Source organism: Methylobrevis albus (assembly GCF_015904235.1).
Lineage (GTDB): Bacteria > Pseudomonadota > Alphaproteobacteria > Rhizobiales > Pleomorphomonadaceae > Methylobrevis_A > Methylobrevis_A albus.
This window is the reverse complement of the sequence record NZ_JADZLT010000050.1, coordinates 573,544-597,083: the sequence shown is the minus strand read 5'-3', so window position 1 is coordinate 597,083 and position 23,540 is coordinate 573,544. Positions and strand designations below refer to the sequence as shown.

The 23,540-nt window shown below is 70.0% G+C and carries 17 protein-coding genes; 11 read left to right on the top strand and 6 right to left on the bottom strand.

The window, feature by feature from the left end; genetic code table 11:
* Window positions 1–10: 10 nt before the first annotated feature.
* The 7 genes from I5731_RS12390 (at window position 11) to I5731_RS12360 (ending at window position 8,840) form a co-directional block, all read left to right on the top strand.
* Entirely contained in the window at window positions 11–2,809 is a 2,799-nt protein-coding gene (locus I5731_RS12390; protein WP_197311686.1) for a [protein-PII] uridylyltransferase, read from the top strand.
* 220 nt (window positions 2,810–3,029) lie between these two features.
* Window positions 3,030–4,595: a murein biosynthesis integral membrane protein MurJ gene (gene murJ, locus I5731_RS12385; RefSeq protein ID WP_197311685.1), complete on the top strand. Its 1,566-nt coding sequence runs from the start codon at window positions 3,030–3,032 to the stop codon at window positions 4,593–4,595.
* 82 nt (window positions 4,596–4,677) lie between these two features.
* Window positions 4,678–5,727, top strand: coding sequence for a tryptophan--tRNA ligase (trpS, locus tag I5731_RS12380; protein WP_197311684.1), 1,050 nt, complete (start codon window positions 4,678–4,680; stop codon window positions 5,725–5,727).
* A gap of 88 nt (window positions 5,728–5,815) precedes the next feature.
* Window positions 5,816–6,310, top strand: a complete 495-nt coding sequence (locus tag I5731_RS12375) for a universal stress protein (RefSeq protein ID WP_197311683.1) — start codon at window positions 5,816–5,818, stop codon at window positions 6,308–6,310.
* 137 nt (window positions 6,311–6,447) lie between these two features.
* The gene (locus tag I5731_RS12370; protein WP_197311682.1) at window positions 6,448–7,002 is read left to right on the top strand and encodes a NifU family protein; all 555 of its coding nucleotides are present in this window, start codon (window positions 6,448–6,450) and stop codon (window positions 7,000–7,002) included.
* 338 nt (window positions 7,003–7,340) lie between these two features.
* Entirely contained in the window at window positions 7,341–7,952 is a 612-nt protein-coding gene (locus tag I5731_RS12365; protein WP_197311681.1) for a malonic semialdehyde reductase, read from the top strand.
* A gap of 222 nt (window positions 7,953–8,174) precedes the next feature.
* A complete protein-coding gene (locus tag I5731_RS12360; protein ID WP_197311680.1) occupies window positions 8,175–8,840 on the top strand; it encodes a response regulator in 666 nt (221 codons plus the stop codon).
* A gap of 205 nt (window positions 8,841–9,045) precedes the next feature.
* Here I5731_RS12360 and I5731_RS12355 read toward each other — a convergent pair whose 3' ends face one another.
* Window positions 9,046–10,311 carry a NahK/ErcS family hybrid sensor histidine kinase/response regulator gene (locus I5731_RS12355; RefSeq protein WP_197311731.1) on the bottom strand — a complete coding sequence of 422 codons (1,266 nt, stop codon included), beginning with the start codon at window positions 10,309–10,311 and terminating at the stop codon, window positions 9,046–9,048.
* A gap of 131 nt (window positions 10,312–10,442) precedes the next feature.
* Window positions 10,443–11,684 carry an FIST N-terminal domain-containing protein gene (locus tag I5731_RS12350; protein WP_328838723.1) on the bottom strand — a complete coding sequence of 414 codons (1,242 nt, stop codon included), beginning with the start codon at window positions 11,682–11,684 and terminating at the stop codon, window positions 10,443–10,445.
* Between the two features lie 290 nt (window positions 11,685–11,974).
* On the opposite strand from I5731_RS12350, the gene I5731_RS12345 reads away from it, so the two are divergent.
* The 4 genes from I5731_RS12345 to I5731_RS12330 all read left to right on the top strand — a co-directional run bounded on the left by I5731_RS12345 (window position 11,975) and on the right by I5731_RS12330 (window position 16,657).
* Window positions 11,975–12,706: an SRPBCC family protein gene (locus I5731_RS12345; RefSeq protein WP_197311679.1), complete on the top strand. Its 732-nt coding sequence runs from the start codon at window positions 11,975–11,977 to the stop codon at window positions 12,704–12,706.
* Window positions 12,707–12,842: 136 nt separating this feature from the next.
* Window positions 12,843–13,331 carry a (2Fe-2S)-binding protein gene (locus I5731_RS12340; RefSeq protein ID WP_197311678.1) on the top strand — a complete coding sequence of 163 codons (489 nt, stop codon included), beginning with the start codon at window positions 12,843–12,845 and terminating at the stop codon, window positions 13,329–13,331.
* A 94-nt stretch (window positions 13,332–13,425) separates the two neighbouring features.
* A complete protein-coding gene (locus tag I5731_RS12335; RefSeq protein ID WP_197311677.1) occupies window positions 13,426–15,777 on the top strand; it encodes a xanthine dehydrogenase family protein molybdopterin-binding subunit in 2,352 nt (783 codons plus the stop codon).
* Between the two features lie 82 nt (window positions 15,778–15,859).
* Window positions 15,860–16,657, top strand: coding sequence for an FAD binding domain-containing protein (locus tag I5731_RS12330; protein WP_197311676.1), 798 nt, complete (start codon window positions 15,860–15,862; stop codon window positions 16,655–16,657).
* 28 nt (window positions 16,658–16,685) lie between these two features.
* Here I5731_RS12330 and I5731_RS12325 read toward each other — a convergent pair whose 3' ends face one another.
* From I5731_RS12325 to I5731_RS12310, 4 genes are all read right to left on the bottom strand, one after another.
* On the bottom strand, window positions 16,686–18,230 hold the full coding sequence (locus I5731_RS12325) for a GGDEF domain-containing protein (protein ID WP_197311675.1): 1,545 nt from the start codon (window positions 18,228–18,230) through the stop codon (window positions 16,686–16,688).
* Between the two features lie 135 nt (window positions 18,231–18,365).
* Window positions 18,366–19,115 carry an SDR family NAD(P)-dependent oxidoreductase gene (locus I5731_RS12320; protein WP_197311674.1) on the bottom strand — a complete coding sequence of 250 codons (750 nt, stop codon included), beginning with the start codon at window positions 19,113–19,115 and terminating at the stop codon, window positions 18,366–18,368.
* A gap of 100 nt (window positions 19,116–19,215) precedes the next feature.
* The gene (locus tag I5731_RS12315; protein WP_197311673.1) at window positions 19,216–20,133 is read right to left on the bottom strand and encodes a response regulator transcription factor; all 918 of its coding nucleotides are present in this window, start codon (window positions 20,131–20,133) and stop codon (window positions 19,216–19,218) included.
* A complete protein-coding gene (locus I5731_RS12310; protein ID WP_197311672.1) occupies window positions 20,126–23,509 on the bottom strand; it encodes a hybrid sensor histidine kinase/response regulator in 3,384 nt (1,127 codons plus the stop codon). Before I5731_RS12310 ends, I5731_RS12315 begins: the two co-directional genes overlap by 8 nt.
* Between the last annotated feature and the right edge of the window lie 31 nt (window positions 23,510–23,540).

Sequence of the window (23,540 nt, the reverse complement as noted above, 5' to 3'; positions counted from 1 at the left end):
GAAGGCGGTCATGAGCAGAGCGAGCGATTTCGACGACATCATCGACGAGGCCCGGCTGCGTGACGAGATCGAACTCGCCTACCGCGAAACGTCGACGCTGGCCGACGCCCGCACCCGCGTCGTCGCGCTGCTGAAGCAGGCGAACGCCGACGGCCGCGACCGGGCGCGCGCGCTGCTGCAGTCCGACCGCAAGGGCCTGCTCTGCGCCCGCCGCCTGTCGCACCTCACCGACACGCTGATCCGCGTCGTCTACGAGTTTGCGATCGCCCGGGTCTACAAGGTCGACAACCCCTCCGCCGCCGAACACATGTCGATCTGCGCCGTCGGCGGCTATGGCCGTGGCACGCTGGCGCCGGGCTCCGACATCGATCTCCTGTTCGTGCTGCCCTACAAGCAGACGCCGTGGGGCGAGAGCGTCGTCGAATACATGCTCTACGTGCTGTGGGATCTCGGCTTCAAGGTCGGCCACGCCACCCGCCGCGTCGACGAGTGCATCCGCCTGTCGCGCGCCGACATGACGATCCGCACCTCGATCCTCGAAGCCCGCCGCATCTGCGGCCACGACGGCCTGTTCAAGGAACTCACCGCGCGCTTTGCCGCCGAGGTCGTCGCCGGCACCGGCACCGAGTTCATCCAGGCGAAGCTGCAGGAGCGCGACGAGCGCCACCGGCGCCAGGGCCAGTCGCGCTATCTGGTCGAGCCGAACGTCAAGGAGAGCAAGGGCGGCCTGCGCGACCTGCACACGCTGTTCTGGATCGCGCAATATTTCTACGAGGTCGGCAGCGGCGAGGAACTCGTCGCCCGCGGCGTGTTCTCGCGTGCCGAATACACCCGCTTCCGGAAATGCGAGGACTTCCTCTGGGCGGTGCGCTGCAACCTGCACTTCGTGACGCGCAAGCCCGAGGACCGGCTCACCTTCGACGTGCAGCGCGAGATCGCCCGGCTGCTCGGCTACCAGGCCCGCTCGGGCCTCACCGACGTCGAGCGCTTCATGAAGCACTATTTCCTCGTCGCGAAGGACGTCGGCGACCTCACCCGCATCTTCTGCTCGGCGCTGGAAGTGAACCACGCGAAATCCGCGCCGATGCTCGACCGCGTGCTCGGCCGGCTCGCCCGGAAAAAGCGGCGCCCGCTCGCCGGCTCGGCCAGCTTCTTCATCGAGAACGATCGCCTGATGGTCGCCGACGACCGCGTCTTCGAGCGCGACCCGGTCGAGCTGATCCGCATCTTCCACGTCGCCGACCGCGAGGACATCGCCTTCCACCCCGACGCGCTGAAGCTGATCACCCGCTCGCTGCGTCTCGTCGACGCCGCCTTGCGCGACAACGAGGAGGCGAATCGGCTGTTCCTCGAGATCCTCTGCTCGCCGCGGCGGCCCGAAGCGGTGCTGCGCGCGATGAACGAGGTCGGCCTGCTCGGCCGCTTCGTGCCGGAGTTCGGCAAGGTCGTCGCGATGATGCAGTTCAACATGTACCACCACTATACGGTGGACGAGCACACGCTGCGCTGCATCGGCATCCTCTCCGACATCGAGAACGGCCGCATCCAGGAGAGCCATCCTCTCGCGACCGAGATCTTCAAGTCCGGCATCCAGAACCGCACCGCGCTCTATTTCGCGCTGTTCCTGCACGACATCGCCAAGGGCCGGCCGGAGGATCATTCCGTCGCCGGTGCCAAGGTCGCGCGCAAGCTCAGCCCGCGCTTCGGCTTCACGCCGGCCGAGACCGACCTGATCGCCTGGCTGGTCGAGCAGCACCTCACCATGTCGATGACCGCGCAGTCGCGCGATCTCGCCGACCGCAAGACGATCCGCGATTTTGCCGGCGTGGTGCAGACGCTGGAGCGGCTGAAGCTGTTGCTGATTCTCACCATCGCCGACATCCGCGGCGTCGGCCCGGGGGTGTGGACCGGCTGGAAGGGCCAGCTGCTGCGCACGCTCTACTACGAGACCGAGCCCTATCTGCTCGGCGGCCATTCGCAGCTCGCCCGCGAGAAGCGCATCGAGAGCGCCCGGCGTGAACTCGACTTCGCGCTCGCCGACTGGCCGGCGGACGAGCGCGAGCGCTATCTCGCCCGCCACTATCCGCCCTACCTGCTACGCGTCGACATCGATTCGAAGCTCGACCACGCGGCATTGATCCGCAGTGCCGACCGCGAGGGCCGCCGCCTCGCGACGCGCTACGAGACGAAGCCGTTCGAGGGCGTCACCGAGATCACCGTGGTCGCCCCAGACCATCCCCGGCTCCTGTCGAACATCGCCGGCGCCTGCACGGTCGCCGGCGGCAACATCGTCGACGCGCAGATCTTCACCACCACCGACGGCATGGCGCTCGACACCATCGTCGTCTCGCGCGAGCTGCAGCACGACGAGGACGAACTGCGCCGGGCCGAGCGCATCACCCGGCTGATCGAGGCCGCCCTCGAAGGGCGCGAGAAGCTGCCCGAGACGATCGCCCGCAAGGTGGTCGGCAGCAAGCGGCCGTCGAAGGCCTTCGTGCTGGAAACCCAGGTGACGCTCGACAACTCGCTCTCCGACCGCTTCTCGGTGATCGAGGTCTCCGGCCTCGACCGCCCCGGCCTGCTCTACGACCTCACCCGCGCGATCTCGGACCTCAGCCTCAACATCACCTCGGCCCATGTCGCGACCTTCGGCGAGCGCGCGGTCGACGTGTTCTACGTCACCGACCTGCTCGGCCAGAAGATCCTCTCTTCAGGCCGCCAGGCCGCGATCCGCCGCCGCCTGACCCACGCCTTCAACGGCACCGAACCGGAGGCGAAGGCGCCCGCGCGCAAGGTGGCAGTGGGATGAGGACCGGCTTGACTATTGCCCTGGCAACGCACCACCCGGCCGCGAGTCCCCCCCTCCCTGTCCCTCCCCCTCGAGGGGGGAGGGGACGACAATCGATGGGCCGCGCCACACGACCCCCTCCCCCCTCGAGGGGGAGGGCCGGGGAGGGGGGGACTGTCCGCGGTCTCAGCGCCCGCCGCATTCCGACAAGCCGCCCCCGTCCCACCCCCCGCGTCCCCGCATGAACCTCTTCCGCAACTTCGCCACCGTCGGCATGGCGACGCTGACGAGCCGGCTGCTCGGCTTTGTGCGCGACGTCGTCATGGCGATGATGCTCGGCTCGGGGCCGACCGCCGACGCCTTCTTCGTCGCGTTCCGCCTGCCGAACCTGTTCCGGCGGCTGTTCGCCGAGGGCGCGTTCAACTCCGCCTTCGTGCCGCTGTTCGCCCGCGCGGTGGAGGAGGATGGCGACGACGGGGCGCGGCGCTTCGCCGAGGAGATCCTCGCCGGGCTGTTGCTGGTGCTCGGCCTGTTCACCGCAGTGGCGCTCATTGCCGCGCCCGGCTTCGTCTGGGTGCTGGCGCCGGGCTTTGCGAGCGACGCGGAAAAGTTCGCGCTCACCACCGAGCTGTCCCGCATCATGTTCCCCTATCTCGCCTGCATGTCGCTGACGGCGATGGTGGCGGGCATGCTGCAGACCTACGGCCGCTTCGCGCTCGCCGCCTTCGCGCCGTCGCTGCTCAACGTGCTCTTGATCGCCGGCATGGGGCTGATCTGGTGGCAGGGGTCGGAAGGCGGCCGCGAGGCGGCGGTGGTGCTGTCGTGGTCGGTGTTCATCGCCGGCATCGCCCAGCTCGGCGCGGTCTGGTTCGGGCTCAGGATGCTCGGTGTCATGCCGCGCCTCGTGCGCCCGCGCATGACGGTGAACGTCCGCCGCCTGCTGGCGCTCGGGCTGCCCGGCCTGCTCGCCGGCGGCATCACCCAGGTCAACATCGTCATCGGCACGGCGATCGCCTCGATGCAGGAGAGCGCCGTCTCCTACCTCGCCTATGCCGACCGGCTCTACCAGCTGCCCCTCGGCGTCGTCGGCGTCGCGATCGGCGTCGTGCTCCTGCCCGACATCTCGCGCCAGCTGCGCTCGGCGACGCCGGAAACCGCCTCGACCAGCATGAACCGCGCGCTGGAGTTCGCCACCGCGCTGACGCTGCCGGCGGCCGTGGCGCTGGCCGTGATCCCGACCGAGATCATCCACGTCCTGTTCGAGCGCGGCGCCTTCACGGCCGAGGACACCGCGGCGACCGCCGCGGCGCTCGCGGGCTTTGCGATCGGCCTGCCGGCCTTCGTGCTCATCAAGGTGCTGTCGCCGGGCTTCTTCGCCCGCGAGGACACCAAGACGCCGATGATCTATTCCGGCGTCTCGATCGCGGTGAACATCGTCGCCTCGCTGGCGCTGTTCCCGGTGTTCGCCCATGTCGGCATCGCGATCGCGACCTCGCTGTCGGGCTGGGTCAACGCGGGCCTGCTCGCCGGCGGCCTCTGGCGCCGCGGCTGGTTCCGGCTCGACGGCACCGCGCTGCGCCGGCTGCCGCTGCTCACCCTCGCCGCCGCCCTGATGGGGGCGGTGCTGTCTCTCGGGGCGTGGCGCCTCGCCGGCTGGATCGGCTCGCCCGACCTAGAGCTCTCGGTCGCGTCACTCGGCGCCCTCTGCCTCGGCGCCGGCCTCGTCTACGCCGTCGTGGTCCACGTCACCGGCGTCGTCGACGCCCGCCGCTTCCTCGGCCTGCTCAGACGCCGCCGGCGGGGGTGAACACCCTTCGCCCTTGAACGCCGCGTCCCTCTTGTCCATAACCCTGCGACCCGACAGACCGCCTTCCAGAGGCCGATATTCCATGGCGTTCCAGCCCCGCGTCTTCTCCGGCGTCCAGCCGACCGGCAACCTGCACCTCGGCAACTATCTCGGCGCCATCGTCCGCTTCGTCGAGATGCAGAAGACGCACGACTGCATCTATTGCGTCGTCGACCTGCACGCGATCACCGTCTGGCAGGATCCGGCGGCGCTGCGCACCCAGATCCGCGAAGTCACCGCCGCCTTCCTCGCCGCCGGCATCGATCCCGAGGCGCACATCGTCTTCAACCAGAGCCAGGTCTCGGCCCATGCCGAGCTCGCCTGGATCTTCAACTGCGTCGCCCGCCTCGGCTGGCTCAACCGCATGACGCAGTTCAAGGAGAAGGCCGGCAAGGACCGCGAGAACGCCTCGGTCGGCCTCTACGCCTATCCGAACCTGATGTCGGCCGACATCCTCGCCTACCGCGCGACGCACGTGCCCGTCGGCGAGGACCAGAAGCAGCACCTGGAACTCGCCCGCGACACCGCCGCGAAGTTCAACCACGACTTTGCCGATTCGATCGCGGCGCTCGGCCTCGGCGTCGGCGACGACGGCTTCTTCCCGCAGCCCGAGCCGCTGATCCAGGGCCCGGCGACCCGCGTGATGAGCCTGCGCGACGGGTCGAAGAAGATGTCGAAGTCGGACCCGTCCGACAATTCGCGCATCAACCTCACCGACGACGCCGACGCGATCGCCCAGAAGATCCGCCGGGCGAAGACCGACCCGGAGCCGCTGCCCTCCGAGCTCGACGGCCTGAAGGGCCGCCCGGAGGCCGACAACCTCGTCGGCATCTACGCCGCGCTGATCGGCAAGCCGAAGGCCGACGTGCTGGCGGAGTTCGGCGGCGCGCAGTTCTCGGTGTTCAAGCCGGCGCTCGCCGACCTTGCCGTCGACCGGCTGGCGCCGGTGGCGGGCAAGATGCGCGAACTCCTCGCCGACCCGGCGCATATCGACGCGGTGCTCGGCCGCGGCGCGGAGCGGGCGCGGGCGATTGCGGCGCCGATCCTCGCCGACGTCAAGGACATCGTCGGCCTGCTGCGCAGCGCCGGCTGAGGCCGGTGCCGCTTTCTCGTATGATGACCGCGCCCCTGCGGCGGTGCGCTGCTTGTCGGCGGGCCGCGCCGGTGGCAGCATGCGCGCCATGGTGAAGAGACGCACGGCCCGCGAAGAGGGCCACCGCCGCAAGTTCCTGGCCGTGATCGACGGCACGCCCGAATGCGGACGTGCCGTGGTCTACGGCGCCTCGCGCGCCGCCCGCACCGGCGGCGGCCTGGTGCTGCTCTACGTGATCCCGCCCGGCGACTTCCAGCACTGGCTCGGCGTCGAGGAGATCATGCGCGCCGAGGCGATCGAGGGGGCCGAAGCCTCGCTCGCGACCTTCGCCGAACTCGCCCGCAACCGCGTCGGGGTCGATCCCGAATGCGTGGTGCGCGAGGGCGCGGTGAAGGACGAGATCGTCGCGCTGATCGATGCCGACCCCGACATCGCCATCCTGGTGCTCGCCGCCGCGACCTCGTCGGAAGGCCCCGGGCCGCTGATTTCCTCGCTCGCCAGCAAGTCGGGCACCGGCTTCCCTATTCCCGTCACCATCATCCCGGGCCATATGAGCGACGAGGACATCATCGCCGTGGCGTGAGGCGGGCGGGCCGCCGCCCGCCGTGCCGGGGGCGATGTCGGCAGCCATGCGTCCGCCGGTCTTGCATGGCGGGCCGGAACGGCTATCTTTGTTTACAACAATTCCAAGGAGGGGCGGCCCCGGCCGCCGTCTGAGCCATGTTCATCCAGACCGAGGCGACCCCCAATCCCGCCACCCTGAAGTTCCTGCCCGGCAAGGTGGTGTGGGCCGAAGGCCCGCTCGAATTCACCACCAGCGACGACGCCGGCCGCTCGCCGCTCGCCAGCGCCATCTTCGAGGTGCCCGGCGTCACCGGCGTGTTCTTCGGCTACGACTTCGTCACCGTCACCAAGGACGATACCGACTGGTCGCGGCTGAAGCCGGCGATCCTCGGCGCGATCATGGAGCACTACACCTCCGGGGCGCCGATCATGCTGTCCGACGAAGCCGAGGTGGCCGGCGAGGAGGAGTTCGAGGCCGCCGACGCCGACACGGTGGCGACCATCAAGGAACTGCTCGAGACGCGCGTGCGTCCGGCGGTGGCCCAGGACGGCGGCGACATCACCTTCCGCTCGTTCAAGGACGGCATCGTCTATCTGCACATGCGCGGCGCCTGCGCCGGCTGCCCGTCGTCGACGGCCACCCTGCGTCACGGCATCCAGAACCTGCTCAAGCATTTCCTGCCCGACGTGCAGGAAGTCCGCGCGATCTGAGCTTCGCCGAAAACCTCGGCCACGGATCCGGCGGCAGCGCCTCGCGGCGCGCCGCCGGATTTTTGTCGTCCGGGCGGCGCGTTCGATCGGGTGGATCGGCAGGTCGCGGATTGTCCGCAGGGCCTTGGCCGGCGAAATTGTTTCCCCGCGACGCCCAAAACCCTGCCGGATTGTTTCATCCTAGGGCTATAAAAGTCACAAGTTCGTGATTGTCGACGGATGAGTTGACAATATGTCGCCGGGAACGGCTCTCGTTCCGTGCAGCGACCTGGCTTATGTGCAGTGCAGCACCCTGGCGGCGAAAGTCCGTGCCGGGGTTTCCTGAAGGAGCACTGCCCATGGACGCCCGTGTACCCGCCACCCGCCCCGCGCTCGACGCCCCGGCCCTCGACGTGCTGTTCCGCGAGGCACGCACGTTCAACGACTGGCTCGACAAGCCGGTTCCGGCCCAACTCCTGCGCGACCTCGCCAACCTCGCCGAATTCGGCCCGACCGCGGCCAACGCGCTGCCGGCCCGCTTCGTCTTCGTGACGTCGCAGGCGGCGAAGGAGAAGCTCCGCCCGCTGCTCTCGCCCGGCAACGTCGACAAGACGATGTCGGCGCCGGTCACCGTGATCGCCGCGCACGACATTGAGTTCTATGAGCAGCTGCCGAAGACCTTCCCGCATGCCGACGCGCGCAGCTGGTTCGCCGGCAATGACGCCGCGATCGAGGGCACCGCGAAGCAGAGCGGCGCGCTGCAGTTCGCCTATCTCATCCTCGCCGCCCGCGCGCTCGGCCTCGACGCCGGCCCGATGGCGGGCTTCGACGCCGCCGGCGTCGACAAGGCCTTCCTCGATGGCACCACCTGGCGCTCGCAGCTGCTGATCAACCTCGGCTATGGCGATGCCGCCAAGCTGTTCCCCCGCAGCCCGCGCCTTTCCTTCGACGAGTTCGCGCGCATCGTCTGACGCGGCGACACCGTCCTTGCCGATCAGGCCCTTCTCCCGCCGCCGGAGGAGGGCCTTTTCGTTTTTGGGCGCCCCGGCATCGCATTGTCCGCCGGCTGCTTGCCCCCCCGGGGCGCTTCCTCCCAAAGTGCGCTTGCGCGGCGGGCGCCGGGTTCCTAGCGTGAGGCTGAGGCGTGATGTCCGGTGGGGTCGATCGCCGGACCGCCCGAGGAGCCGCCCGCGATGACCCGCTTCCTGATCGTCGACGATCACCCGCTGTTTCGCGAGGCGCTGCAGAGCGTGATCCAGCGCGACTTCCCCGAGGCCGACATCGAGGAGGCGGGGTCGATCGACCGCGCGCACCAGATGCTGAGCAGCGGCCTTGCCGTCGACCTCGCGCTGCTCGACCTCTCGATGCCCGACACGCAAGGCTTCGACGGCCTGCTCCGCCTGCGCACCGCCTTTCCGCGCCTGCCGCTCGTCGTCGTCTCGGCGCTCGAGGACGGCCGCATCGTGCGCGAGGCGCTCTCCTACGGCATCGCCGGCTTCATCCCGAAATCCGTCCGCCGCGAGGAGCTCGGCCGGGCGATCGGCGAGGTGATGTCCGGCTCGGTCTACGTCCCCGAAGGCGTCGACGCCTCGCCCGAACCTGCCGGCTCCGGCCGCTCCGACCTCGTCCAGAAACTGAAAAGCCTCACCCCGCAGCAGATCCGCGTCCTGCAGATGCTGCGCCAGGGCCTGCTCAACAAGCAGATCGCCTACGAGCTCAACGTCGGCGAGACGACGGTGAAGGCGCACGTCTCCGAGATCCTGCGCAAGCTCGGCGTCTACAGCCGCACCCAGGCGGTGATCGAGGCCGGGCGGATCGATTTTTCCGATGTGCTCGGGCAGGACGGGATGCGGCACTGACGGGCTTGCCGTGGGGCTTCCCCCCCTCCCTGTCCCTCCCCCGCTTCGCAGGAGAGGGGACGCAGGAGGTGAGGGCGCCCGGAAAAACCGGCGCTACGGTTCGGCGAAACGTCTGAATTGCGAAAGGCCTCTCGCCCATCGTCCCCTCTCCTGCGAAGCGGGGGAGGGACAGGGAGGGGGGAGGCCGCACGCCGCAGCCTCACCATCACGCCAAAATATGCGCCAGCAGTGCCCGTAACTCCGCCGGCTTCACCGGCTTGTTCAAAATCTCCGCCCCGATCGCCCGCGCTGCCGCCGCCACGGCCGGGCCGTGGTCGGCAGTGACGACCACCACCGGCACGTCGCGGCCGAGCCGGGCGCGCAGGGCGGCGACGGCGCCGAGGCCGGTCTGGCCGTCGTCGAGGTGGTAGTCGGCGAGCACCACGTCCGGCGCCCCGTCGCGCTCGATCGCGGCGAGCGCGCCGGCCGCATCCGCCGCGGTGGCGACGCGGCACGACCAGCGCGTCAGCAGCGCCGAGGACGCGGCGAGCACCGCCGGGTCGTTGTCGATCACCAGCACCCGCGCATCGCTGACACCGAACGAGCGCGGCGCGCCGCGCTCGACCTTCGGCGCGAGTTCGGACGCCGGCGCCCGCGGCAGGCCGACCCGGAACACCGTGCCGCGCCCCTCGACCGACCGCATCGTCAGCGTGTGGTCGAGCGCGAGGCAGATGCGCTTGACGATCGAGAGGCCGAGCCCGAGGCCGGCCGCATCGGCGTTGCCGACGCCGCGGCCGCGGCGGAACTCCTCGAACACCACCTCCTGCTCGGCTTCGGGAATGCCGATGCCGGTGTCGGCGACGGCGATCTCCGCCCGGTCGCCGCCGCCGCGCACGCCCACCACGATCCCCCCCGACCGGGTGTAGCGCACGGCGTTGGAAATGAGGTTCTGCAGCACGCGGCGCAGCAGCACCGGGTCGGTGCGCACCACGGCGCTGGTCGGCCGGATCCGGAACGACAGGCCCTTCTGCGCCGAGATCCGCTCGAAGTCGGAGCCGAGCGAGGCGAGGATATCGCCGAGCGCCACCACCTTCACCTCGGGCAGCATCACGCCGGCGTCGAGCTTCGAGATGTCGAGCAGCGTCTTCAGCAGTTCCTCGATGGTGGAGAGCGCCCGGTCGACCTGGTCGGTGACGACCTCGCCCTCGTGGCTCGTCTGCATCTCTTTTAGCGCCGAGACGGAGAGCCGCGCGGCATTCAGCGGTTGCAGGAGGTCGTGGCTGGCGGCGGCGAGGAAGCGGGTCTTGTAGGCGTTGGCCTGCTCGGCCTGCTCTTTTGCGAGCCGCAGTTCCTCGTTCGAGTGCTCGAGGCGGCGGAGCACCGTGGTGAGCTCCTCGGTGCGCGCCCGCACCTGCAATTCCAGGTTGATCGCGGTCTGGAACAGCGAATAGGCGTTGCCGTGCACGTCGGTCTGCCGCTCGACCCGGTCCATCAGCGAGGCGTTGATCTTCTCCAGCCGGTGGATGCGGCGGATCAGCGCGGCCTCGGTGTCTTCGAGTTCAGTGACGGCGCCGAGGCCGGTCGCCGGCCGCTCGCGCGCCTCGGAAATCGGCCCGCGCTCGCTCACGACTGCCGCCGCCCGAGTGCGACCCCCGTGAAGGTCTGGTTGAGGTGCATGGTGCGGAACTGTTCGCCGTAGGTATTGAAGCCGAAGACGTGATGCCGGCGATAGAGGTCGGCGACCTGATGCAGCACCTGCCGGTTCTGCGCGTCGAGCCGGCGCAGGATGCAGTCGAAGCCGAGGATGAAGTCGGTGCCGCCGAGTTCGGCGTCGAGCCCGTCGAGGGTGCGCTCGGTCGAGGCGACGAGGTCGACGGGTTTTGCCACCGTCAGCACGACGCCGTCGTCGATGGCGCAGAAGAAGGTCAGCGAACCGTCCGGGTTGGTGTTGCGCAGCGAACGGCAGAAATGCTCGCCGCCGACGCGCACGATCATCGGATGCGAGGCAAAGCCGAGCGGCGTCAGCGTCGCCGGATCGAGGCCGACGAGGTCGGCATATTCCCAGGCCGCCACTTCGGCGTTGAGCTCGTGCACGATGCGCCGCTCCGGGTCCGAGCCCGTCACCACCAGCTTGCGCGAGGTCGGCTCGAAATTGTCGGAGCGGAACACCGTGAACGGGTGGTCGGTGCGCACCAGCATCAGGATCGCGGCGTCGCGGTGCACGCTGCCGCCGTGCAGCAGCGTCGTGCCCGAGAAGGTGAGTTCGTCGCCGGCGGAGCCGCCGACGAGCGGGATGTCGCCAAGCGCCCAGTCGACGGCGGACACCAGCGCTTCCTCGCGGTTGCACAGCCCGTCGATCAGGCTGACAGCGAAGGTCTGGCCGGGCTTTGCATCGGGGCAGCGCCGGGCGAGCTCGCCCTTCAGCCGCGCGACGGCCTCGGAACCGCGGTCGACGCCGAGCCGGCTCACCTCGGGGATCAGCCCGGAGACCACGTCGAAGCCGTCCTTCGGGAAGGCGATCGCCACCGCGCCGCGGTCGGCGATGCCGAGATCGGAGATCTCGCCGGCCGTCGAGCAGCCGGCCACCGGCACACCGGGCAGCCGCTCGCCGAGACCCGCGGCGAGCGCGGCGGCATCGTAGCCGGCGGAGAAGAACACGAGCAGGAAGCCGATCGCCTCGGTGCCGAGGTCGCGGGCGATCTTGTCGAGCGCCTCGTCGAGTTCGGCCTCGGCGATGCTGACCGTGCGGATGCCGCAGTCGAAACGGCCGGCCGATTCCGTCGCCGCCACGCGCGGGCGGTCGAAGGCGGCGCCGTCGGCGGCGGGCGGCACGGCCGGCCGGTCCGGAACATCACGCTGCCGCACGTCGCATCTCCCAACCCCCGCCGCCGGTCTGTTGCCGGAGGCTTTGTTTTGGAGTCATTCTGGACTTTAGTCCGAGGTGCCGCAAGGTACGACGACTGGCGCCGTGGCCGCAGGCCCGGCCGTCGGCACGGGCGATATCGGCACCGGCGAGACCGAAAGTACAATACCGGCCGCGACGGCCCCGCCGCTAACCTTTCGGCGCCGACGCTTGAAGATCGGCTGCCGAGGCCCCAGAACGGCAAGATCCGCGCACCAAGCGGTCCCGGCCCCGGAGAAGGAGACGCCCACCCATGGATATGACCGGAGAATACAGGATTCCGGCACCGCGCCACGCCGTGTGGGCGGCGCTGAACGATCCCGAAACCCTGAAGGCCTGCATTCCCGGCTGCGAGAGCCTCGACAAGGACGGCGACGAGCTGAAGGCGGTGGTGGTCGCGAAGATCGGACCCGTCAAGGCGAAGTTCGCCGGCAAGGTGCACTTCGAGAACGTCGACGCGCCGAACGGCTACACCATCGTCGGCGAGGGCACCGGCGGCGTCGCCGGCTTCGCCAAGGGCGGCGCGGACGTCGCCCTCGTCGACGACGGCGCCGGCACGCTGCTCACCTACACCGCCAAGGCGCAGGTCGGCGGCAAGCTCGCCCAGCTCGGCTCGCGCCTGATCGACAGCTCGGCCCGCAAGATGGCGGACGATTTCTTCGGCGCCTTCTCCGCCAAGGTCGGCGCCGCCGCCGCCGAAGCTCAGCCTGCCGTGCCGCCTCCGGCCCCGGTTGCCGCAACCGTGGTGTCGGACCTGCCGTCCGCCCCGGCTCCGGCCCCCGTGGCCGTGCCGGTGACGCCGACGAACACGGCGCAGGGTGAAGGCGTCGTCGAACATGCGTTGCACGCCGCGGCCGACGCCGAGAAGATGGCCGAGGAGGCCGTCGAGGTCGCCGCGATCCGCTCGGGCCCGTCGGGTGCGATGACCTGGGGCCTGATCGCGCTCGCGGTCGTCATCGTCGTGCTGCTCGTGCTGTCGCGCTGAGGCGGTACGCCAACGCAATCGGACGCGCCGCCGCCGCAAGGCGGCAGCGCGCCGACTGGAACCGGAAACCAAGAATACGAGAGCGCCCGGACGGCCCGCGAAGCCCCCGGCGCCAGCAATCGGAGGGAGGTCGCGTATGACTGCGGTTACCTTGAACGTGAACGGCAAGCGCTATTCTGCGGATGTCGAGGACCGGACGCTGCTGGTGCAGTTCATCCGGGAGACGGCCGGGCTGACCGGCACTCACGTCGGCTGCGACACGTCGCAGTGCGGCGCCTGCGTCGTCCTGCTCGACGACGTCGCCGTGAAGTCCTGCACCATGCTCGCCGCGCAGGCGAACGGCGGCAGCGTCACGACGATCGAGGGCCTCGCCCGCGGCGACCAGCTGCACCCGGTGCAGGCGGCGTTCCGCGAGCACCACGGCCTGCAGTGCGGCTTCTGCACCCCCGGCATGATCATGTCGGCCGTCGACATGATCCGCCGCCACCCCGAGGGACTCGACGAGGCGACCATCCGCCACGAGCTCGAGGGCAACATCTGCCGCTGCACGGGCTATCACAACATCGTCAAGGCCATTCAGTCCGCCGCCGACGAAATGAGCGCGCTGCCGGCTGCGGCCGAATAAGACGCGCCCGCCCGCGCCCCGAGGGGGGAACCGCCGGGCGAGGTCGACGGAAACGACGAAAAACTGACTCTGACGTGATCTCTGGGAGGAGAGCATGGGCATCGAAGGTATCGGCGCGCGGGTCGTGCGCAAGGAAGACAGACGCTTCATCACCGGCAAGGGGCGCTACACCGACGACATCGTCCTGAAGGACACCACCTACGCCGCCTTCGTGCGCTCGCCGCACGCCCACGCGCGGATCCTGTCGATCGACACCACGGCGGCAAAGGCCGCCCCCGGCGTCATCGACGTGCTCACCGGCGCCGATCTCGCCGGCGACCGCATCGGCGGCCTGATCTGCGGCTGGATGATCCATTCGAAGGACGGCTCGCCGATGAAGGCCGGCGCCCACCCGGCGATCGCGCACGAGATCGTGCGCCACGTCGGCGACCAGGTCGCCGTCGTCATCGCCGAGACCAAGGCGCAGGCCCGCGACGCCGCCGAACTCGTCGAGATCGACTACGAGGTGCTCACCGCCGTCGTCGATCCGGCGAAGGCGCAGGACGCCGACGCGCCGCAGATCCACCCCGAGGCCGCCGGCAACCTGATCTACGACTGGCACATCGGCGACGCCGCCGCGACCGACGCCGCCCTTGCGGCTGCGGCCCGCACGATCAAGCTCGACATCGTCAACAACCGCCTGGTGCCGAACCCGATCGAGCCGCGCGTCGCGATCGGCTCCTACGACGAGGCGGAAGAGCACTTCACGCTCTACAACACCTCGCAGAACCCGCACGTCGCCCGCCTCGTGCTGTCGGCCTTCGTCGGCATCGCGCCCGAGCACAAGCTGCGCGTCGTCGCCCCGGACGTCGGCGGCGGCTTCGGCTCGAAGATCTTCATCTACCCGGAAGAGACCGTCTGCCTCTGGGCGTCGAAGAAGATCGGCGGCCGGCCGGTGAAGTGGACGTCGGACCGCACCGAGGCCTTCCTCACCGACTGCCACGGCCGCGACCACGTCACCCGCGCCGAGATGGCCTTCGATGCCGACAACCGCATCACCGGCTTCAAGGTGCACACCATCGCCAACCTCGGCGCCTACATGTCGACGTTCTCGTCGTCGGTGCCGACCTATCTCTACGCGACGCTGCTGTCGGGCCAGTACGCGATCCCGGCGATCTATGCCGAGGTCGAGGCGGTCTACACCAACACCGTCCCCGTCGACGCCTATCGCGGCGCCGGCCGGCCGGAGGCGACCTATCTGATCGAGCGGATGATGGAGACGGCGGCGCGCGAACTCGGCGTCGACCCGGCGGACCTGCGCCGCAAGAACTTCGTCAAGTCGTTCCCGCACCAGACGCCGGTCATCATGTGCTACGACGCCGGCGACTACGAGGCGACGCTCGACAAGGCGCTCGCCGCGATCGACTACGCCGGCCTGCCGGCGCGCAAGGCGGCCTCGCTCGCCAAGGGCAAGCGGCGCGGCCTCGGCTTCTCCTGCTACATCGAAGCCTGCGGCATCGCGCCGAGCCAGGCGGTCGGCTCGCTCGGCGCCGGCGTCGGTCTGTGGGAAAGCGCGGAAGTGCGCGTCAACCCGGTCGGCACCATCGAGGTGCTCACCGGCTCGCACAGCCACGGCCAGGGCCACGAGACCACCTTCGCCCAGCTCGTCAACGACCGGCTCGGCATCGGCGTCAACAACGTGCAGATCGTGCACGGCGACACCGACAAGGTGCAGTTCGGCATGGGCACCTACGGCTCGCGCTCCGGCGCGGTCGGCATGTCGGCGATCGTCAAGGCGCTCGACAAGGTCGAGGCCAAGGCGAAGAAGATCGCCGCGCATCTGATGGAAGCCTCCGAGGCCGACATCGTGATCGAGGGCGGCGAAGTGAAGGTCGCCGGCACCGACAAGACGATGGCCTTCGCCCATGTGGCGCTCGCCGCCTACACCGGCCACAACCTGCCGGCCGGCATGGAGCCGGGCCTGAAGGAGAGCGCCTTCTACGACCCGACCAACTTCACCTTCCCGTCCGGCACCTACATCTGCGAGGTCGAGGTCGATCCCGACACCGGCGTCGTCGAGATCGAGCGCTTCGTCGCGGTCGACGACTTCGGCAACGTCATCAACCCGATGATCGTCGAGGGCCAGGTGCACGGCGGCCTCGCCCAGGGCATCGGCCAGGCGCTGCTCGAAGGCGTCACCTACGACATGGAGAGCGGCCAGCTGCTCACCGGCTCGTTCATGGACTACACCATGCCGCGCGCCGACGACCTGCCCTCGTTCGAGGTCTCGACCACCGTCACCGTCTGCCCGGGCAACCCGCTCGGCATGAAGGGCTGCGGCGAGGCCGGCGCGATCGGCTCGCCGCCGGCGGTGATCAACGCGATCACCGACGCGATCGGCGTGCGCGACATCGCCATGCCGGCGACGCCGTCCAAGGTCTGGGCCGCGCTGCACGGCGCCGCCTGATCCACCCGCGGCAGGGGAGGGCGCCCGGCGCCCTCTCTCGCTCCGCCCGCATTCCTGTCCTGTCCGACGAAGGACGATCCAGATGTACGAGACCAGCTACCACCGCCCCACCTCGCTGTCCGAAGCCGAGGCGCTGATGGGCGCCGACGTCGACGCGAAGTTCCTCGCCGGCGGCCAGACCCTGCTGCCGACCATGAAGCAGCGCCTCGCCGCCCCGTCCGCGCTGATCGACCTGCGCCACCTGCCCGAGCTCAAGGGCATCTCCGTCGAGGGTGACACCCTGGTGATCGGCGCCGCGACGCCGCACGCCGCGGTGCAGACCTCGGCCGAGGTGAAGCGCACGATCCCGGCGATCGCCAAGCTCGCCGGCCTGACCGGCGATCCGCATGTGCGCCACCTCGGCACCATCGGCGGCTCGGTCGCCAACAACGACCCCGCGGCCGACTATCCCTCGGCCGTGCTCGGCCTCGGCGCGACGATCCACACCAACCGCCGGACGATCGCCGCCGAGGACTATTTCCAGGGCATGTTCACGACGGCGCTCGAGGACGGCGAGATCATCGTCAAGATCGCCTTCCCGATCCCGCTCGCCGCGAACTACGAGAAGTTCCGTCATCCGGCCTCGCGCTATGCGATGGCGGGCGCCTTCGTCGCGAAGACCACGGGCGGCGTGCGCGTCGCGGTGACCGGCGCGGCGCAGGGCGGCGTGTTCCGCGCGACGGCCTTCGAGGACGCGCTCGGCGCCGACTTCCGGCCCGAGGCGCTCGACGGCCTGTCGGTGGACGCGGACGACATGCTGTCCGACATCCACGGCGACAGCGCCTACCGGGCGAATCTCGTCAAGGTGATGGTGAAGCGCAGCGTCGCCGGCCTGCTCTGACCGGCCCGATGCCTGGCTCCGGCGCGGCTCAGGCCGCGCCGGAGCGGGGCGGGTCGTAGCCGGTGGCGCCGCCGAAGGCGATGCGGTCGCGGCCGGCGTCCTTGGCCCGGTAGAGCGCGTGGTCGGCGAGGTCGACCACCTGCGGATATTCGTCCGGCTCCATGCGCCCCGGATAGGCAAGCGCGGTGCCGATGCTCACCGTCACCACCGGCCCGGCCGCGCCGGCGTGCGTGATCGCGAGCGCCCGGATCGCCCGGCGCAGGTTCTCCGCCCGGTTGATCAGGTCGTCCGCCGACACGGCGGTCATCACCACCGCGAACTCCTCACCGCCGATGCGGGCGGCAAGATCGGCCGGCTCGCGGGCCGCGGCACCGATCACCTTGGCGAGCGCCTTCAGGCAGGCATCGCCGGCCGGATGGCCGAACAGGTCGTTGTAGGCCTTGAAGTGGTCGACATCGATGAGGGCGAGGCCGACCGACCCGACCCCGCGCCGCCGCCACAGGTTGGCGAGATGGCCGTCGAAGCGGCGGCGGTTGGCAAGGCCCGTCAGCGGGTCGAGCACGGCCTGGTTTTCGAGGCGCTCGACCATGCTGTTGAATGACGCCGCCAGCAGCCGCATCTCGTCGGTGCCGCGCGATTCGTCGGCTCTGACCCCGAACTTGCCCTCGGCGATCTCCCCGGCGACGCCCGCGAGCGCCCGGATCGGCCGCACGAAACCGAACTCGCCGCCGGCGAAGGCGACCAGCAGCACGGCGAGCAGCGTCAGGCCGAGATCGCGGTAGGCCGCCGTCGTCGCCGCCTCGACATCGGCGAGCACCGACCGCTTCGGCACCGAGATCACCACGGAATAGGCGCTCTGTCCGACGGTGGCGCGGGCGACGATCAGGTCGGGACCGAACTTCGGCAGGTTGCTCTGGCCGGCGATCTGCGGCTTGATCGGCTCGCCGAAACGGGTCTGGCGCGCGGCGACCTTGTTGCTGCCGTCGACGAGAAACGCCTCGCCCGAGACCGAGCGGGCGAGGTCGCCCGCCATGCCGTCCAGCCACTTGATGTCGATGGCGGCGGAATAGACCCGGGCAGGGCGCGCCGGATCGAGCACCGGCAGCGCGGCGATGATGGCGGGACGGTGCGACAGCCGGCTCATCAGCACGTCGCTGATCCCGAAGCGGCCCGTCGTCATCGCCGCCTTGAAATAGGGCCGGTCGCTGACCGAGACGCCGACGCCGTCGCGCCCCGAGGCACAGATGATGATGCCGGCGCCGTCCGTCACCCGCAGGCTGTCGATCCATGGCCGTGAGCGCTGGATCGGCGCGAGCATTTCGCTGCACGGGCCGGCGGAGGCGGTGCGCAGGGCGGGAATATGCCGGATCACGTCGAGGAGCGCGTAGGCCTCGGACAAGACCTGCGCATAGCGGGCGGCGCCGCGCACGGCCGCCGCATCGATCTCGGCGCGCGCTTCCGCCAGCCGTTCCTGGCGGATTTCGCCGATCTCGACGGTGCGCAGGACGAACAGCGGCAGCAGGGCGACGAGCGCCCATGCAAACAGCCGTGTCCGGAAGCTCGTCAAGCGCACGCGCAACATCCCCCAAGCGACAGCCTGTAGGATAGCCGGCAGAGGTAAACGAACCGGCTAGTTCGCCGTGCGCGATGGGCCGGGAAGCGGGTGATTCCGGTGCGCGCGGGGCGTGCGGCCCCACGAACTGCGCCGTCAGACGTGCTGGCCGCCGTTGACCTTGATCTCGGCGCCGGTGACGTAGCTCGACTTCTCCGAGCAGAGATAGAAGATCAGGTCGGCGACTTCGGCCGGCTGGCCGAGCCGGCGCAGCGGCAGGCCGGCGACGATGTCCTCGGTGCCCGGCGACAGGATCGAGGTGTCGATCTCGCCCGGCGCGATCGCGTTGACGCGGATGCCCATTGGCCCGAAATCGGCCGCCATCTCGCGCGTCAGCGAGGCGAGCGCCGCCTTCGAGGTGGCGTAGGCCGTGCCCGCGAAGGGGTGCACGCGCTCGCCGGCGATCGAGGTGACGTTGACGATCGAGCCCTTGGCGGCCTTCAGCTCGCTGAGCAGCCCGCGCGCCAGCATGATCGGCGCGAAGAAGTTGACCTGGAACACCGTGCGCCAGACATGCATCGGCGTCGCCAGCGAGTCGAGCCGCGAGCCGCCGTCGCCCTTCGGGCTGATGCCGGCGTTGTTGACGAGGGCGTCGAGCTGCGAGCCGTCCGCCTCCAGCCGCCGCCGCATCTCGCCGACGGCGAGGCCGAGGTTGTCGGGATCGGAGAGGTCGACCTGGATGTGATCCTCCGGGCCCATCGGCCAGGGGCACTTGTCGGAGAACGGGTGCCGCGAGCAGGTGATCACCCGCCAGCCCGCCGCCGAGAACCGCTTGACCGTGGCGTGGCCGATGCCGCGGCTCGCGCCCGTCAGCACCAGGGTCCGCCGCCGTGCTTCGCTCGCCATGCTGTCCACCTTCCGTCGCGTCCGTGCGCTTGGCATAGTCGATTTCGCCGCCGCTGGAAATCGCATTGCAGCAAGCGGCCGTGCCGCGACGGCGTCCCGCTTAGCGCCGGCTCAGCACCTCGGCGGCCAGCACCGCGGCCGAGGCGCGGTTCTCGACGCCGAGCTTGGCGTAGATCTGCTCGAGATGCTTGTTCACCGTGCGCGGGCTGAGGCCGAGGATCTCGCCGATGTCGCGGTTCGACTTGCCGCGCGCGATCCACAGCAGCACTTCGGCCTCGCGTACCGTCAGCGTGAAATGCCGCCGGAGCTGCCCCTCCTGTCCGCCGCTTTCCTCCGCCGTCAGCCGGAACAGTAACTCGTCGCGCCCGCCGCGGCCGATGAAGGCGATCAGCAACTGCATGCCGTCGGGCGCCGAGAGCTGCACGGTCGCCGCGGCCGCGGGCTCCGATCCGGCGCGCAGCAGCCGGAAGAACGGATCGGGCAGCAGCAGCCGCCCGTCGTCGGACGGCAGCACCGCCGACAGCATCCGGATCGCCTGCGGCGTGCACCACACCACCTCGCCGGCCCGGTTGGAGGCGAGCAGGTAGCGCCCGGCGGTATCGAGCGCCGCCCGCGCGCTCTGCGCCGAGCGGGCGTTGGCGAGGTGGACGCGGATGCGCGCGAACAGCTCGTCGATCACGATCGGCTTCGTCACATAGTCGACGCCGCCCGCCTCCAGCCCGTGCACGATGTGCTCGGTCTCGGTCAGCCCGGTCATGAAGATCACCGGCACATGCGACAGCGCGCTCGAGCGTTTCAGCCGGCGGCAGGTCTCGAAGCCGTCCATGCCCGGCATCACGGCGTCCATCAGGATGACGTCCGGCGTGATCCGCTCGACCAGCGCCAGCGCCTGCGCCCCGTCGATCGCGACGAGCACGGTGGCGCCGGACTGCTCCAGCGCGTCGGTGAGGAAGCTCAGGGTGTCGGGCGAATCGTCGACCACGAGGACGATGTCGCGGGGGCGCGTCGGCTCAGCCATGCGGGCGCTCCTCCAGCACGTCGAGATAGCGTCGGAAGTCGAAGTTGCGCACGAGGCCGCGCAGTTCCGCGGCGAACGGCCGGTGCGCCGGATCCGCCTCGATCTCGGCGAGCTTCGCCTCGATGCCGCGGACATAGCCGATCCGGCCGAGATGCAGCAGTTCCTCGATCACCGCCGCGCCGGGGCGGGCGGCGGCGGGCACCGGCTCCGGCAGGGCCGGGGGCAGCGCCCGCGGCGGCGGCTCCTCGATCCATTCGAGGTCGAGCAGCCGCTTGATGCAGTCGAGCAGGTTCACGAGGTCGAACGGCTTTGGAATGCTGTCGTCGTGCACGTCGTCCTCGGCGGGGGGCGGCTGCCGCTCGCCGAGGTTGGCCGACATCATCACGATGGCGGCGCTGGCGTGGCCGGCCGCGCGCAGCGCGCGCGCCAGCGCCCAGCCGTCCATGCCGGGCATCTGGATGTCGAGCACGAAGAGGTCGGGCCGGGCGTTCTCGGCGAGCGCCAGGCACTCCGCGCCGTCGCGCGCGGTCAGCACCACGAAGCCGAGCGGCCCGAGGATCTCGCACATCAGGTCGCGGTGCGACTGGTCGTCGTCGACCACCATCACGGTGCAGCGCGGGCCCTTGTAGCCGTAGACGCGCTTCGCCGGCTGGCCGGCCTCCTTCGGCCGCGCCACGGCGGCGAGCATCAGCCGCACCTTGAACGTCGAGCCCTTGCCCGGCTCGCTCGTCACCGTCACCTCGCCGCCCATCAGGTCGACCAGCAGCTTGGTGATGGTGAGGCCGAGTCCGATGCCGGGGGCGGCCTGCCCGTCCGGCATCACGCCGCGCTCGAACGGCTCGAAGATCCGGGTGAGGTCTTCGGGCCGGATGCCGAGACCGGTGTCGGCGACGGTGACCGTCGCGATCTGGCTGCGATAGGCGACGGTGAGCGCGACCTTGCCCTTGGCGGTGAACTTGATCGCGTTGGTGATCAGGTTGATCAGCACCTGCCGCAGCCGCTTCTCGTCGGTCGCGACCACCTCGGGCAGGTTGGCCGGCCGCTCGAACGCGAAGTCGAGCCCCTTCGCCTGCGCCTGCAGCTTGAACATGTCGACGAGCTGGTCGAGGAAATCGCCGATCCGCACCTCGTTGCGGCTGAGCTGCAGCCGGCCGGCCTCGATGCGCGAGACGTCGAGCAGGCCGTCGATCAGCCCGGAAAGATGCTCGGCCGAGCGCCGGATCACCCTGACGCCGCCTTGCCGCCCGGCGGGGATCGCCTGATCGCGCTCGAGGATCTGCGCGTAGCCGAGCACGGCGTTGAGCGGGGTGCGCAGTTCGTGGCTGAGGCCGACGACGTAGCGGCTCTTCGCCCGGTTCGCCGCCTCCGCCGCCTCCTTCGCCTGCTGCAGCGCCGCGTCGGTACGCCGGTGCGCCTCGATCTCGCGCAGCAGCAGCGTGTTCTGCCGCGCCGATTCCTCCTGCGCGACGCGCCGGCTCTCCTGCGCCAGCACGAAGAACCAGGCCGCGATGCCCGCGACGATCAGCAGCGTGAAGAACGCACCCCAGAGCGCCGGCCCGATGATGTCGCCGTCGACGGTGCCGCCCCTCGTCGCCTGGAAGTAGATGAAGGCGAGGATCGCGCTGATCGCCGAGGTCAGCACCAGCATGACGCCCATGTAGCTCGCGAGCCGCGACTTCTGCCGCGGCACGGCCCAGTCCGGGAACACCGCGGCGATCACGCTGTCGACCTGCGCCTCGAGCCGCGCCTTCGGCTTGCAGAGGTCGTTGCAGCGGGCATCGAGCGAGCAGCACAGCGAGCAGATCGGCGCCGAATAGGCCGGGCAGAACGCCATGTCCTCCGGCTCGAAGGCGTGTTCGCAGACCCGGCACTCGATGTGCGTCGCGAGCTTCCAGTTCGCCCGGGGTTTGCGCGCGAGATAGAACCGGCCGCGCGTGCCCCAGGCGATCGCCGGTGCCGCGATCAGCGACACGACCAGCGCCACGAACGGCGCCAGCGCCTCGGCGATGTCGCCGGCGAGCCCCGCATAGGCGGCGAGCGCGGCGAGCGTCGACAGGATCATCGAGCCGACGCCGACCGGGTTGATGTCGTAGAGGTGCGCGCGCTTGAACTCGATGCCGGGCGGGCTGAGCCCGAGCGGCTTGTTGATCGCGAGATCCGCCGTCAGCGTGCCGAGCCAGGCGACCGCGACGATCGCGAACAGGCCGAGCGTCGCCTCCAGCGTCTTGTAGATGCCGAGCTCCATCAGGAGCAGCGCGATCGCGACGTTGAAGACCAGCCAGACGACGCGGCCCGGATGGCTGTGGGTGAGGCGGGAGAAGAAGTTCGACCACGCGAGCGAGCCCGCATAGGCGTTCATCACGTTGATCTTCAGCTGCGAGACGACGACGAGGATCACGGTGACGGCGAGCACCACGGTGGTCGACGGGAACACGTAGTCGAAGGCGACCTTGTACATGTAGGCCGGCTCGGCGGCGTGCTCGAGCCCGACGCCGTGTTCGAGCGCCAGCACCGCGAGGAACGAGCCGAAGATCAGCTTCGGCGCGCCGAGGATGATCCAGCCCGGCCCCGCCCAGAGCAGCGCCCGCCGCCACGCCGCCTCCGGCTTTCCCTCCCGCGCCGGCAGGAAGCGCAGGATGTCGACCTGCTCGCCGATCTGCGGCAGCAGCGCGAGGATCACCGAGGCGGCGGCGCCGAAGCGCAGGATGTCGAAGGCGGTGGAATCGACGCCCGGCTCCACCGCCTGCACCCCGCCGAAGCCGAGCCAGGCCTCGACCGAGGCCCAGTCCTGCCAGAGGATGAAGGCGACGGGCAGAAGGTTGAGGAAGATCCACAGCGGCTGCGTCGCGATCTGGAAGCGGCTGATCAGCGTGATGCCGTGGGTGACGAGCGGGATCACCATCAGCGACGAGATGATGTAGCCGAGCCAGAGCGGGATGCCGAGGCAGAGCTCCAGCGCCGACGACATGATCGAGGCTTCGATGGCGAACAGGATGAAGGTGAAGGTGGCGTAGATCAGCGACGTCACCGTCGAGCCGATGTAGCCGAAGCCGCCGCCGCGGGTGAGCAGGTCGATGTCGACGCCGTAGCGCGCGGCGTAGCGGCTGATCGGCAGGCCGGTGACGAACAGGATCGCGCTGACGACGACGATCGCCCACATCGCGTTGGTGAAGCCGTAGGAGAGGGTGATCGCGCCGCCGATGGCCTCCAGTGCGAGGAACGAGATCGCGCCGATCGCCGTCTGCGCCACCCGCGGCGCCGACCAGCGCCGGGCGCTCTTCGCGGTGAAGCGGAGGGCGTAGTCTTCCAGCGTCTGGTTCGCGACCCAGCGGTTGTATTCGCGCCGCACGGGGAGGATACGCTGACGTCCCGACATGGTGCTCCGTTTCGCGCCGCGACCGTCCCGT

What these genes read in the sequence shown, in the direction of transcription:
- I5731_RS12390 (WP_197311686.1), top strand. Translation starts at nt 11, where the DNA reads ATGAGCAGAGCGAGCGATTTCGACGACATCATCGACGAGGCCCGGCTG.
- murJ (WP_197311685.1), top strand. Translation starts at nt 3,030, where the DNA reads ATGAACCTCTTCCGCAACTTCGCCACCGTCGGCATGGCGACGCTGACG.
- trpS (WP_197311684.1), top strand. Translation starts at nt 4,678, where the DNA reads ATGGCGTTCCAGCCCCGCGTCTTCTCCGGCGTCCAGCCGACCGGCAAC.
- I5731_RS12375 (WP_197311683.1), top strand. Translation starts at nt 5,816, where the DNA reads ATGGTGAAGAGACGCACGGCCCGCGAAGAGGGCCACCGCCGCAAGTTC.
- I5731_RS12370 (WP_197311682.1), top strand. Translation starts at nt 6,448, where the DNA reads ATGTTCATCCAGACCGAGGCGACCCCCAATCCCGCCACCCTGAAGTTC.
- I5731_RS12365 (WP_197311681.1), top strand. Translation starts at nt 7,341, where the DNA reads ATGGACGCCCGTGTACCCGCCACCCGCCCCGCGCTCGACGCCCCGGCC.
- I5731_RS12360 (WP_197311680.1), top strand. Translation starts at nt 8,175, where the DNA reads ATGACCCGCTTCCTGATCGTCGACGATCACCCGCTGTTTCGCGAGGCG.
- I5731_RS12355 (WP_197311731.1), bottom strand. Translation starts at nt 10,311, where the DNA reads ATGGACCGGGTCGAGCGGCAGACCGACGTGCACGGCAACGCCTATTCG.
- I5731_RS12345 (WP_197311679.1), top strand. Translation starts at nt 11,975, where the DNA reads ATGGATATGACCGGAGAATACAGGATTCCGGCACCGCGCCACGCCGTG.
- I5731_RS12340 (WP_197311678.1), top strand. Translation starts at nt 12,843, where the DNA reads ATGACTGCGGTTACCTTGAACGTGAACGGCAAGCGCTATTCTGCGGAT.
- I5731_RS12335 (WP_197311677.1), top strand. Translation starts at nt 13,426, where the DNA reads ATGGGCATCGAAGGTATCGGCGCGCGGGTCGTGCGCAAGGAAGACAGA.
- I5731_RS12330 (WP_197311676.1), top strand. Translation starts at nt 15,860, where the DNA reads ATGTACGAGACCAGCTACCACCGCCCCACCTCGCTGTCCGAAGCCGAG.
- I5731_RS12320 (WP_197311674.1), bottom strand. Translation starts at nt 19,115, where the DNA reads ATGGCGAGCGAAGCACGGCGGCGGACCCTGGTGCTGACGGGCGCGAGC.
- I5731_RS12315 (WP_197311673.1), bottom strand. Translation starts at nt 20,133, where the DNA reads ATGGCTGAGCCGACGCGCCCCCGCGACATCGTCCTCGTGGTCGACGAT.
- I5731_RS12310 (WP_197311672.1), bottom strand. Translation starts at nt 23,509, where the DNA reads ATGTCGGGACGTCAGCGTATCCTCCCCGTGCGGCGCGAATACAACCGC.